Here is a 12,025-nt window from a genome sequence, read left to right as displayed (position 1 = left end):
CACAGGATTTTGGTGATGAAAGATTTATTGAATTTCCACAAGAAAGAGCAGGAAACCCAGGACTTTGATGCAATCAAGGTTGGTTTGGCTTCGCCTGAGATTATCCGTTCATGGTCTTTTGGCGAAGTCAAAAAGCCCGAAACCATCAATTACCGCACTTTCAAGCCGGAACGTGACGGTTTGTTCTGCGCCAAAATTTTTGGCCCGGTGAAAGACTACGAATGCTTGTGTGGTAAATACAAGCGTTTGAAGCACCGTGGTGTGGTGTGCGAAAAGTGTGGCGTAGAAGTTACCCAGACTAAAGTACGCCGTGACCGCATGGGTCATATTGATTTGGCAAGCCCGGTTGCGCACATCTGGTTTTTGAAATCTCTGCCATCCCGCATCGGTTTGTTGCTGGATATGACGCTGCGTGACATTGAGCGTATCCTCTATTTCGAGACTTTCGTAGTCACTGAACCGGGTATGACGACGCTAGAGCGTGGTCAATTGCTGAGTGATGAAGCGTATTTGGAAGCAGTTGAAGAATTCGGCGACGAGTTTGAAGCTAGCATGGGTGCAGAAGCCGTTTTGGAACTGCTGCGCTCCACCGATCTCAAAGAAGAGGTCGCGCGGATGCGTGAAGAAATCGCTGAGACGGGTTCTGAAACCAAACTAAAGCGTTTGGGTAAGCGTCTGAAACTGATGGAATCTTTCATCAACTCTGGCAATAAGCCTGAGTGGATGATTATGACCGTGCTGCCCGTGCTGCCGCCTGATTTACGTCCTTTAGTGCCGTTGGATGGTGGTCGTTTTGCCACGTCCGACTTGAACGATTTGTACCGTCGTGTCATCAACCGCAACAACCGCTTGAAGCGTTTGCTAGAGTTGAATGCGCCGGATATTATCGTGCGCAACGAAAAGCGTATGTTGCAAGAGTCGGTGGATGCACTGTTGGATAACGGTCGTCGTGGTCGTGCGATTACAGGTTCTAACAAGCGTCCGCTGAAATCTTTGTCAGACATGATCAAGGGTAAACAAGGTCGTTTCCGTCAGAACTTGTTGGGTAAGCGGGTCGACTATTCCGGTCGTTCGGTTATCGTGGTCGGACCTGCGTTGCGTTTGCATCAATGCGGTCTGCCGAAGAAAATGGCGCTGGAACTGTTCAAGCCGTTTATTTTCGGTAAGTTGCAGCGCCGTGGTTTGGCGACCACCATCAAGGCAGCGAAGAAGTTGGTAGAGCGTGAAACGGCTGAGGTGTGGGACATCCTCGCTGAGGTGATCCGCGAACATCCGGTCATGCTGAACCGTGCACCTACCCTGCACCGTCTGGGGATTCAGGCGTTCGAGCCGACCCTGATCGAAGGTAAAGCGATTCAGTTGCATCCATTGGTATGTTCTGCGTTCAACGCGGACTTCGACGGTGACCAGATGGCAGTACACGTACCCTTGTCACTGGAAGCGCAGTTGGAAGCGCGTACCCTGATGATGGCGACTAACAACGTTCTGTCACCGGCGAACGGTGAGCCGATTATCGTGCCGTCACAAGACATCGTATTGGGTCTGTATTATATGACCCGTGATGCGATCAACGCAAAAGGCGAAGGCATGATCTTTGCTGACCCGCAGGAAGTACAGCGTGCTTACGATACTGGCAATGTGTCATTGCACGCTAAAGTCAAAGTACGGATTACCGATAGCATCAAAGACGAAGACGGTGAATTCATCAAGCGCACCCGCGTGTTGGATACCACAGTTGGTCGTGCCTTATTGACTACGATCATGCCGGAAGGTCTGCCGTTTGAACTGTTTAATACGGTTCTGAAGAAAAAAGCGATTTCCAAATTGATCAACGAAGCTTACCGTCGTGTTGGCTTGAAAGCGGCGGTCGTGTTTGCTGACCAATTGATGTATACCGGCTACCGTTATGCAACTCGTGCGGGTGTATCGTTCTGCGCGGATGACATGATGATCCCGGAAAAGAAAGCCGGTTTGTTGGCAGAAGCCGAAGAGGCTGTTTTGGAAATCCAAAAGCAGTTTTCTAGCGGTTTGGTGACCCAAGGCGAGCGCTACAACAAGGTTGTTGATATCTGGGCGAGTACCAATGAAAAAGTCGCGAAAGCGATGATGGAAAAAATTGGTAAGCAGGAAGTTATTGATGCGGAAGGCAATTTAGTTTATCAAGAATCCTTTAACTCCATCTACATGATGGCGGATTCTGGGGCGCGGGGTTCTGCGGCACAGATTCGTCAGTTGGCAGGGATGCGGGGCTTGATGGCGAAACCGGATGGTTCAATCATTGAAACACCGATTACTTCTAACTTCCGTGAAGGTTTGAACGTCCTCCAGTACTTTATTTCGACGCATGGTGCGCGGAAAGGTTTGGCGGATACCGCTCTGAAAACGGCGAACTCCGGTTACTTGACGCGTCGTCTGGTTGACGTGGCGCAAGATATGGTCGTTACCATTGATGATTGTGGTACGACGCAAGGTATCAAAATGCGTCCGATCATTGAGGGTGGTGACGTTGTTGAAGCATTGGCTGAGCGCGTGTTGGGTCGTGTGGTTGCGCAAGATGTTACCCGTGGTGACGAGGTATTGATTCCCGCAGGCACATTCCTTGATGAGGCGTGGGTCAAGCAAATTGATGCGCTGGCGGTTGATGAAATCGTGGTGCGTTCTGCAATTACTTGTGAAACCCGTTACGGTGTTTGCAAGCATTGTTATGGACGTGATTTGGCTCGTGGTCACTTGGTTAGCAAAGGCGAGGCCGTCGGGGTTATTGCGGCGCAATCCATCGGTGAGCCGGGTACTCAGTTGACCATGCGTACCTTCCATATTGGGGGAGCTGCAAGCCGGTCGGCAGCAGAAAACAGTATTTCGGTGAAGTCAGGCGGTCAAGTTCACCTACTTAATGTCAAAACTGTGCGTAACAAAGATGGCAAGCTGGTGGTGGTTTCTCGCTCTGGCGAACTTGGCGTGGTTGATACCAGTGGACGTGATAAGGAACGCTACAAACTGACCTACGGTGCCATTCTCTCGGTTGAGCAGTATGGCGAAGTCGTGGCAGGTCAGGAAGTGGCAACGTGGGACCCGCATACTCACCCAATCATTTCCGAGGTGGCGGGTCAGGTCAGTTTTAGTGATTTCATTGATAATGTGACTGTCCAAACCAAAGTGGATGAGATGACAGGCTTGTCTTCCATCGAAGTGATGGATCCGAAGAATCGCCCTGCGGCGGGTCGTGAGCTGCGTCCGACAGTGCGTTTGCTGGATGAGCGTGGCGATAGCGTGTTCTTTGAGGGGACACGTATTCCGGTGCAATACCCATTGCCTGCTGGTGCCATTGTCAGCTCCACGAATGGTGCAACGGTACAGGTCGGTGAGGTTGTGGCACGTTTGCCTCAGGCATCTTCCAAGACGCGTGACATCACGGGTGGTTTGCCACGGGTTGCTGACTTGTTTGAAGCACGTAAGCCGAAAGACGGCGCGATTCTGGCAGAAAAAACCGGTACGATTTCCTTCGGTAAAGAAACCAAGGGTAAGCAGCGCGTGATTATCACCGGTGAAGACGGTGAGCATTACGAAGAGCTGATTCCCAAGTGGCGTAATCTGGATGTGTTTGAGGGTGAGAAGCTCAATCGTGGTGAGGTTATCGCCGATGGTGAGCCGAATCCGCATGACATCTTGCGTTTGCTGGGTGCGACCGCATTGGCAGAATACCAAGCAAAGGAAATTCAGGATGTTTATCGTCTGCAAGGCGTAAAGATCAACGACAAACACATCGAAGTTATTGTGCGTCAGATGATGCGTAAGGTCGAAGTGATTGATCCGGGTGATAGCAAGTTCCTGCGTGGTGAGCAAACGGATTACTGGCGTGTAGTGGAGGAAAATAAGCGCCTTGACAATGAAGGTAAGCTTAAGGTCGTTTACGAGCGTTTGCTGATGGGTATTACCAAGGCATCCTTGGTAACGGACTCCTTCGTGTCTGCGGCGTCCTTCCAAGAGACTACGCGCGTTCTGACAGAGGCTGCGGTACGTGGTGCGCGTGATGAGCTGCGTGGTTTGAAAGAAAACGTTATTGTTGGACGTCTGATTCCGGCAGGTACGGGTCTGGCTTACCACGATGATCGTCGCAGCCAACGGAATGAGTTTGCTTATGAGCGTCCTGCACCGACTGAAACCATCAGTTTTGGTGAGCCGCTGGACATGGATTCTGATTGATTATTCGATCAGGTTTCCGATTTAACTGACTGATCGGGAAAACTTCCTTGACAGAAGTCTTCCCGATCCCTAAAATCTGGCGTCCTCAAACAGACCGATCTTCGGTCTATTGTTTTTATGGGGACAAGGCAAGCCAGGCAGGTTCCTAGTGATTCCAGGAGATAATTTCAGGATATGGCAACAGTAAACCAGTTGGTGCGTAAGCCGCGCCAAAGCAAAGTAGAAAAGAGTAAGGTGCCAGCGTTGGAGGCTTGTCCACAACGTCGCGGTGTTTGTACCCGTGTTTATACAACCACGCCAAAGAAGCCGAACTCCGCTATGCGTAAGGTTGCTCGTGTGCGTCTGACCAATGGCTTTGAAGTCACCAGCTATATCGGTGGTGAGGGTCATAATCTCCAGGAACACTCGGTTGTACTGATTCGCGGCGGTCGTGTAAAAGACCTTCCGGGTGTCCGTTACCATACGGTTCGCGGTAGTCTGGATACACAGGGCGTTAAAAACCGTAAACAGGCTCGTTCCAAATACGGCGCGAAGCGTCCCAAGAAGTAATTCACAGGTGATATGAATCATGCCTAGAAGAAGAGAAGTCCCCAAACGCATCGTGCTGCCCGATCCTAAGTTCGGAAGCCAATTGCTGACTAAGTTCATGAATGCCATCATGCAAGATGGTAAAAAGTCTGCCGCTGAAAAGATTATTTACGGTGCGCTGACTGAAATTTCTGTTAAGAAGGGCGGTGACGGTATTGAAGTGCTGGAATATGCACTGGATAACGTTCGTCCTGCGGTAGAAGTTAAGTCACGCCGTGTGGGTGGTGCAACTTACCAAGTGCCGGTTGAAGTGCGTCCTTCACGTCAAAATGCGCTGGCGATGCGTTGGTTGATTGATGCGGCTCGCGAGCGTGGTGAAAAATCCATGGCGCGTAAGCTGGCAGGTGAGTTGATGGATGCTTCTGAAAAGCGTGGTACGGCTGTGAAGAAGCGTGAAGACGTGCATCGCATGGCAGAAGCTAACAAAGCCTTCGCACACTTCCGCTGGTAATGATAAGAGTGACCATCAGTGGCACGTAGCACCCCTATTGAGCAGTACCGTAATATCGGCATCATGGCACACATTGATGCGGGTAAGACTACTACTACCGAGCGCATCCTGTTTTACACGGGTGTGTCTCATAAGATAGGGGAGGTGCATGATGGCGCTGCGACCATGGACTGGATGGAGCAGGAGCGTGAGCGTGGTATAACCATTACCTCCGCTGCTACCACTTGTTTTTGGTCGGGTATGGATAAGCAGTTTCCGCTGCATCGCATCAATATTATCGACACGCCGGGGCACGTTGACTTCACCATTGAAGTAGAGCGTTCGCTGCGGGTGTTGGATGGTGCGATGTTCGTGCTGTGCGCCGTGGGTGGTGTGCAGCCGCAGTCGGAAACGGTGTGGCGGCAGGCGAATAAGTATCATGTGCCGCGCATGGCTTTCGTCAATAAGATGGATCGTTCCGGTGCAAACTTCCTGCGCGTTTACGAGCAGTTGAAGGCTAAACTGAATGCTAATCCGGTGCCGTTGCAACTGCCGATCGGAGCAGAAGAAGATTTTGCTGGTGTCGTTGATCTGATTCGCATGAAAGCGATCATGTGGAATGATGCTGACAAGGGTGTTACTTACGAAGCTGTTGATATTCCAGCAGATATGGTGGCTTCTTGTCAGGAATGGCGTGAGAAGATGGTAGAGGCTGCTGCCGAAGCCGATGATATTTTGATGGATAAGTACCTTGAAGAAGGCGATTTGTCCACTGAAGAGATTATAGCTGGTTTGCGTAAGCGTACCATTAATCTTGAAATTATCCCGATGACCTGTGGCTCGGCTTTCAAGAATAAGGGCGTGCAAGCAGCACTTGATAAGATTGTTGAGTTGATGCCTTCACCCTTGGATGTGCCTGCAATCAAGGGACACTTGGATGATAAGGCAGAAACCGAGGCGGAGCGTCATGCGAGTGATGACGAGCCGTTTGCTGCATTGGCTTTCAAGATTGCGACTGACCCCTTTGTGGGGACATTGACGTTTTTCCGGGTATATTCTGGCGTGTTGACATCACAAAGTGTTGTCTACAATCCTGTCAAAGGTAAGCGCGAGCGTATTGGACGTTTGGTGCAAATGCACTCGAATGCGCGTGAGGATATTGATGAAGTACGTGCTGGTGATATTGCGGCTGCTGTCGGTCTGAAGGATGTGACAACGGGTGATACGCTGTGCGATATGAATCGTGTCATTACCTTGGAGAAAATGGATTTTCCTGAGCCGGTTATTGCCGTCGCGGTTGAGCCAAAGTCTAAGGCTGACCAAGAGCGCATGGGTATTGCACTGAGTAAGCTCGCACAGGAAGACCCGTCATTCCGAGTGCGTACTGATGAGGAAACCGGGCAAACGATTATCGCTGGCATGGGCGAGTTGCACTTGGAAATCATCGTCGATCGGATGTTGCGTGAGTTTAAGGTCAACTGCAATGTGGGTGCGCCGCAAGTAGCTTACCGTGAGACCATCCGCAAAACGGTTGAAGTTGAAGGTAAATTTGTGCGTCAGTCTGGTGGGCGCGGGCAGTATGGTCATGTTTGGCTGCGTCTTGAGCCGCTAGGCGAAGCAGAAGGCTACAAATTTGAAAATGCCTTGGTGGGTGGTGTGGTGCCGAAAGAATTCGTGCCAGCCGTCGACAAGGGGGTGCAAGAACAAATGGGTAACGGCGTATTGGTGGGTTTTCCGCTGGTCGATATGAAAGTTACCCTGTTTGATGGGTCTTATCATGATGTCGATTCCAGTGAAATGGCATTTAAGATTGCAGGTTCTATCGCACTCCGGCAAGGGGTTATGGATGCTAGTCCGATTCTGTTAGAGCCGGTTATGAAAGTTGAAGTAACTACACCTGAAGAGTATATGGGTGATGTTATCGGTGATTTGAACCGACGGCGTGGTGTTATCCATGGTATGGATGAAGAGAACGGTAGTTTGGTTGTGCGTGTAGAAGTGCCTTTGGGTGAAATGTTTGGTTACGCCACTGACTTGCGTTCAGCTACTCAAGGGCGTGCGGCTTATAGCATGGAATTTGTACGGTATTCGGAAGCGCCTGCGGTTGTGACGCAAGCGGTGATAAAGAAAGTGAAAGGTGAGTAACGATGGCTAAGAGTAAATTTGAGCGCACCAAGACGCACGTGAACGTAGGTACAATTGGTCACGTTGATCATGGTAAAACCACGCTAACAGCAGCATTGACTGTTGTGCAGGCTCGTAAGTTCGGCGGTGAGGCGAAAGCTTATGATCAAATCGACGCTGCGCCAGAAGAAAAAGCACGTGGTATTACGATTTCTACTGCTCATGTGGAATACGAATCCGATACTCGTCACTATGCGCACGTTGACTGTCCGGGGCATGCTGACTATGTAAAAAATATGATTACTGGGGCGGCACAGATGGATGGTGCTATTTTGGTCTGCTCCGCTGCTGACGGTCCCATGCCTCAGACACGTGAACATATCTTGCTGTCGCGTCAGGTGGGTGTTCCTTATGTCGTGGTTTACATGAACAAGTGCGACCTAGTCGATGACGAAGAGTTGTTGGAACTGGTTGAGATGGAGTTGCGCGAACTGCTGTCTAGCTATGATTTTCCTGGTGATGATACGCCGATCGTTAAAGGTTCTGCGCGTATGGCTCTGGAAGGTGATCAATCTGACATCGGCGAGCCATCTATCACTCGCTTGATCGAGGCAATTGATACGTTTATTCCAGATCCTGTTCGTGCGGTTGACGGTACTTTCTTGATGCCGGTCGAAGATGTCTTCTCTATTTCGGGGCGTGGTACGGTTGTCACTGGTCGTATTGAGCGTGGTGTGGTCAAAGTGGGTGAGAGTATTGAGATTGTTGGTATTCGTGCCACTCAAACCACGACTGTCACGGGTGTTGAGATGTTCCGTAAGCTGTTAGATCAAGGTATGGCGGGTGATAATGTTGGCTTGTTGTTGCGTGGCACTAAGCGTGATGATGTGGAGCGTGGTCAGGTGCTATGTAAGCCAGGTTCTATCAAGCCGCATACCAAATTTGAAGCGGAAGTTTATGTTCTGTCTAAGGATGAGGGTGGTCGTCATACGCCATTTTTTAAAGGCTACCGCCCACAGTTCTACTTCCGCACTACCGATGTGACAGGCGCTTGCGACCTGCCGGAAGGCGTGGAAATGGTCATGCCGGGTGATAATGTCAAGCTGGTTGTTAGCTTGATTAACCCGATTGCGATGGAAGATGGACTGCGTTTCGCGATCCGTGAAGGTGGCCGTACTGTCGGCGCCGGTGTTGTTGCTAAAATTATTGAGTAATAGATTATGTCTGATCAAAGAATCCGTATTCGCCTGAAAGCATTCGATCACCGTCTGATTGATCGTTCTGCGACTGAAATCGTTGAAACGGCCAAGCGTACTGGTGCGCGTGTGAAAGGGCCAATCCCTTTGCCAACACGTGTAGAGCGTTACACCATTCTGGTTTCGCCTCATGTTGATAAGGATGCGCGTGACCAGTATGAGATTCGCACTTACAAGCGTCTTATGGATATTATTGATCCGACTGACAAGACTGTTGATGCCCTGATGAAGCTGGATCTGGCTGCGGGCGTTGATGTACAAATCAAGCTTAACTGATTTGTAAAAAAAAGACTTAACGGCAGAAGATTTTCTGCTATAATGCGCGGCTTTCCACGGCTCGACTTAGCTCGAGCCGAGTTTTTCTAGAAGTATAGAATGAAAGTTGCTCGGTGTGAGTAATTCGAAGAGGTATGCAAATGGCTATCGGTCTGCTGGGTCGCAAAGTAGGTATGACCCGGATATACGGTGAAGATGGAGGCTCGACCCCCGTCACTGTGCTTGAGATTGCGGCGAACCGTATATCACAAGTCAAGACGGTAGAAACAGATGGCTATAGTGCCATTCAGTTATCTACAGGTGAGAAAAAGTCTTCCCGCGTTTCCAAGTCGGAAGCTGGTCATTTTGCCAAGGCAGGCGTGCCTGCTGGTACTTGTGTTCGTGAGTCGCGTATTGATGATGCTGCGGGTTATGAATTGGGTGCTGAGCTTGCGGTAAGCATGTTTGAGGCGGGTCAGATGGTTGATGTGACAGGGATGAGCAAAGGTAAAGGTTTTGCTGGTGTGCTGAAACGCCATCATTTTGCTGGTCAAGACCGCACACATGGTAACTCTTTGTCACACCGGGTTCCGGGTTCCATTGGTCAGAACCAAACGCCAGGCCGGGTATTCCCGGGCAAAAAAATGGCTGGTCATATGGGTGCTGTACAGCGTACTGCCCAGAATCTGCAAGTGGTACGTGTAGACGCTGAGCGCAATCTGTTGTTGGTTAAGGGTGCTGTTCCAGGCGCTACTAACGGCGATGTGGTTGTCAAGCTGTCGGTCAAGGCATAAAGGTGGCAGCAATGGAATTACAGATTGCAAATGGTGGTTCAGTCGCGGTAAGTGACGACGTTTTTGCACGTGAATTTAATGAGGGTTTGGTGCATCAGGCGGTTGTTGCTTATATGGCGGCGGGTCGTGCGGGTACTAAAGCGCAAAAGACCCGTTCTGATGTCAGCGGTGGTGGTGCTAAGCCTTTTAAGCAAAAGGGTACCGGTCGCGCCCGTGCAGGCAGCATCCGTAGCCCACTGTGGCGTACAGGTGGTAAGTCTTTTGCAGCACGTCCCCGTGACTTTACGCAAAAGCTGAACAAGAAAATGTACCGCGCAGCTATGCGTGCGATTTTCTCTGAGTTGGTGCGTCAAGAACGTTTTGTGGTGGTTGACTCTTTCAATATTGAAGAGCCTAAAACCAAGTTGATGCTGGCAAAGTTGAAAGAGTACGGCTCGAACGACGTATTGTTGGTATCGGATGTGGATGATGTGAATGTGCTGCTGGCGGCACGCAATATCCCTTACTGTGAAGTTGCCACGGTGGCTGGTTTGAATCCGGTTAGCTTGGTTGGTCATCAGAAGGTTGTTGTGACCACTGGTGCAGTAAGCAAGATTCAGGAGTGGCTGGCATGAGTATGGAACGTCTCTATCATGTTTTGGTTGCGCCGCGTGTGACAGAGAAAACTGTCCGTGCTTCTGAAAAAGCAAACCAGTACGTGTTCAAGGTTGCCAAAACTGCAACCAAACAAGAAATCAAGGATGCTGTCGAGACTTTGTTTGAAGTCAAGGTTGATCAGGTTCGTACCATCAACGTAAAAGGCAAGCAGAAGAACTTTGGGCGTCGTAGCGGTCATCGCAATGACTGGAAAAAGGCTTATGTTAGCCTGTCCGAAGGTTTCTCTCTGGATGCGGCAGCGGAATAAGGCAAGGGTGAATCATGGCAGTCGTTAAGGCAAAACCAACCTCCCCAGGGCGTCGCTTCCAGGTTAAGGTTGTCAACAAAGAGTTACACAAGGGTGAGCCTTGTAAGAGTTTGTTGGAAAACAAGCGTAAGAGTGGTGGACGTAATAATACAGGCCGTATTACTACCCGTCATGTGGGTGGTGGTCATCGCCAACACTATCGCATCGTCGACTTCAAACGTCGTAAGGATGATATTCCTGCTCGTGTTGAGCGTTTGGAATATGACCCTAACCGCAGTGCCAATATTGCATTGCTGTTGTATGCCGATGGTGAACGTCGCTATATCATTGCGCCGAAAGGGTTGAGTGCGGGTGCAGAAGTCATTTCTGGTATCCATGCGCCGATTGCTGCCGGTAACTGCCTGCCGATGCGTAATATTCCGGTTGGTAGCGTGATTCACTGCATTGAAATGAAAGTGGGTAAGGGGTCTCAGTTGGCACGTAGTGCAGGTGCTTCTGCCCAGTTGGTGGCGCGTGAAGGCGCTTATGCCACCATTCGCCTGCGGTCAGGTGAAATGCGGAAGGTTCCGGTAGACTGCCGTGCAACGGTAGGCGAAGTCGGTAACTCTGAACATGGCTTGATTAAGCTGGGTAAGGCTGGTGCAAAACGCTGGCGCGGTGTCCGTCCTACTGTCCGTGGTGTGGTCATGAACCCGGTAGACCATCCGCACGGTGGTGGTGAAGGTCGTACCTCTGGTGGTCGTCACCCTGTTACTCCTTGGGGTGTTCCAACCAAGGGTTACAAAACTCGTAGCAACAAACGCACTGACAATATGATTGTCCGTCGCCGGAACAAAAAGTAAGAGGATTACACAGTGCCACGTTCACTCAAAAAAGGTCCTTTCGTTGACCATCACCTGATGAAGAAGGTCGAAACTGCTAAAGCTGCTAATGATCGTCGTCCAATCAAAACATGGTCCCGCCGCTCCATGATCCTGCCCGAATTTATCGGCTTGACTGTGGCCGTACACAACGGCAAGCAGCATGTTCCGGTGCTGGTTAATGAAAATATGGTAGGCCATAAGTTGGGTGAGTTTGCACTGACCCGTTCTTACCGTGGTCACGTTGCCGACAAAAAGTCGAAGTAAGAGGTCGAAATGGAAGTTGCTGCAAAATTGCGTTTCGCACGCATTTCACCTCAGAAGTGCCGACTGGTCGCTGATCAGATTCGTGGACTGCCGGTGGACAAAGCACTGAATATTCTGGCGTTTAGCCCGAAGAAAGGTGCGGCGATGCTGAAAAAAGTTCTGGAATCTGCGATTGCTAACGCTGAACACAATGACGGTGCCGATGTGGACGAATTGTGCATTAAAAGCGTATTCGTTGATCAAGGTCCAACCATGAAACGTATCATGCCGCGTGCTAAAGGTCGTGCTAACCGCATCCTGAAGCGCACCAGTCACATTACCGTCGCTGTAGGCGAGAAGTAAGG

The 12,025-nt window shown here is 50.3% G+C and carries 12 protein-coding genes; all 12 read left to right on the top strand.

Annotated features, from left to right (window positions below; genetic code table 11):
* The first annotated feature begins 15 nt into the window (after positions 1 to 15).
* Entirely contained in the window at positions 16 to 4,203 is a 4,188-nt protein-coding gene (rpoC, locus tag QJT81_18665; protein WGZ93788.1) for a DNA-directed RNA polymerase subunit beta', read from the top strand.
* 174 nt (positions 4,204 to 4,377) lie between these two features.
* A complete protein-coding gene (gene rpsL / locus QJT81_18660) occupies positions 4,378 to 4,752 on the top strand; it encodes a 30S ribosomal protein S12 (protein ID WGZ93787.1) in 375 nt (124 codons plus the stop codon).
* A gap of 19 nt (positions 4,753 to 4,771) precedes the next feature.
* Positions 4,772 to 5,242: a 30S ribosomal protein S7 gene (rpsG, locus tag QJT81_18655; protein WGZ93786.1), complete on the top strand. Its 471-nt coding sequence runs from the start codon at positions 4,772 to 4,774 to the stop codon at positions 5,240 to 5,242.
* An 18-nt stretch (positions 5,243 to 5,260) separates the two neighbouring features.
* Positions 5,261 to 7,366, top strand: coding sequence for an elongation factor G (gene fusA, locus QJT81_18650; protein WGZ93785.1), 2,106 nt, complete (start codon positions 5,261 to 5,263; stop codon positions 7,364 to 7,366).
* 2 nt (positions 7,367 to 7,368) lie between these two features.
* Complete coding sequence (gene tuf / locus QJT81_18645; protein WGZ93784.1) at positions 7,369 to 8,559, top strand: elongation factor Tu; 1,191 nt, start codon at positions 7,369 to 7,371, stop codon at positions 8,557 to 8,559.
* 6 nt (positions 8,560 to 8,565) lie between these two features.
* The gene (rpsJ, locus tag QJT81_18640) at positions 8,566 to 8,877 is read left to right on the top strand and encodes a 30S ribosomal protein S10 (protein WGZ93783.1); all 312 of its coding nucleotides are present in this window, start codon (positions 8,566 to 8,568) and stop codon (positions 8,875 to 8,877) included.
* Positions 8,878 to 9,017: 140 nt separating this feature from the next.
* The gene (rplC, locus tag QJT81_18635) at positions 9,018 to 9,650 is read left to right on the top strand and encodes a 50S ribosomal protein L3 (GenBank protein ID WGZ93782.1); all 633 of its coding nucleotides are present in this window, start codon (positions 9,018 to 9,020) and stop codon (positions 9,648 to 9,650) included.
* Positions 9,651 to 9,661: 11 nt separating this feature from the next.
* Positions 9,662 to 10,264, top strand: a complete 603-nt coding sequence (rplD, locus tag QJT81_18630) for a 50S ribosomal protein L4 (GenBank protein ID WGZ93781.1) — start codon at positions 9,662 to 9,664, stop codon at positions 10,262 to 10,264.
* Positions 10,261 to 10,554 (top strand): 50S ribosomal protein L23, encoded by a 294-nt coding sequence (rplW, locus tag QJT81_18625; GenBank protein WGZ93780.1) that lies wholly within the window; start codon positions 10,261 to 10,263, stop codon positions 10,552 to 10,554. The genes rplD and rplW overlap by 4 nt, the downstream gene beginning before the upstream one ends.
* Before the next feature lie 14 nt (positions 10,555 to 10,568).
* Entirely contained in the window at positions 10,569 to 11,396 is an 828-nt protein-coding gene (rplB, locus tag QJT81_18620; GenBank protein ID WGZ93779.1) for a 50S ribosomal protein L2, read from the top strand.
* Positions 11,397 to 11,408: 12 nt separating this feature from the next.
* Positions 11,409 to 11,681: a 30S ribosomal protein S19 gene (gene rpsS / locus QJT81_18615; GenBank protein WGZ93778.1), complete on the top strand. Its 273-nt coding sequence runs from the start codon at positions 11,409 to 11,411 to the stop codon at positions 11,679 to 11,681.
* 9 nt (positions 11,682 to 11,690) lie between these two features.
* On the top strand, positions 11,691 to 12,023 hold the full coding sequence (rplV, locus tag QJT81_18610) for a 50S ribosomal protein L22 (protein ID WGZ93777.1): 333 nt from the start codon (positions 11,691 to 11,693) through the stop codon (positions 12,021 to 12,023).
* The last annotated feature ends 2 nt before the right edge of the window (positions 12,024 to 12,025 follow it).

Origin of the sequence: Candidatus Thiothrix putei (assembly GCA_029972225.1) — a bacterium.
Lineage (GTDB): Bacteria > Pseudomonadota > Gammaproteobacteria > Thiotrichales > Thiotrichaceae > Thiothrix > Thiothrix putei.
Note: the sequence above shows the minus strand (reverse complement) of the source record. Positions and strands in the feature narration are given on the sequence as shown.

Coding starts and splice junctions, on each gene's coding strand:
- rplC (WGZ93782.1), top strand. CDS start 9,018: ATGGCTATCGGTCTGCTGGGTCGCAAAGTAGGTATGACCCGGATATAC.
- rpsL (WGZ93787.1), top strand. CDS start 4,378: ATGGCAACAGTAAACCAGTTGGTGCGTAAGCCGCGCCAAAGCAAAGTA.
- rplB (WGZ93779.1), top strand. CDS start 10,569: ATGGCAGTCGTTAAGGCAAAACCAACCTCCCCAGGGCGTCGCTTCCAG.
- rplV (WGZ93777.1), top strand. CDS start 11,691: ATGGAAGTTGCTGCAAAATTGCGTTTCGCACGCATTTCACCTCAGAAG.
- rpsJ (WGZ93783.1), top strand. CDS start 8,566: ATGTCTGATCAAAGAATCCGTATTCGCCTGAAAGCATTCGATCACCGT.
- rplD (WGZ93781.1), top strand. CDS start 9,662: ATGGAATTACAGATTGCAAATGGTGGTTCAGTCGCGGTAAGTGACGAC.
- rpoC (WGZ93788.1), top strand. CDS start 16: ATGAAAGATTTATTGAATTTCCACAAGAAAGAGCAGGAAACCCAGGAC.
- rplW (WGZ93780.1), top strand. CDS start 10,261: ATGAGTATGGAACGTCTCTATCATGTTTTGGTTGCGCCGCGTGTGACA.
- rpsG (WGZ93786.1), top strand. CDS start 4,772: ATGCCTAGAAGAAGAGAAGTCCCCAAACGCATCGTGCTGCCCGATCCT.
- tuf (WGZ93784.1), top strand. CDS start 7,369: ATGGCTAAGAGTAAATTTGAGCGCACCAAGACGCACGTGAACGTAGGT.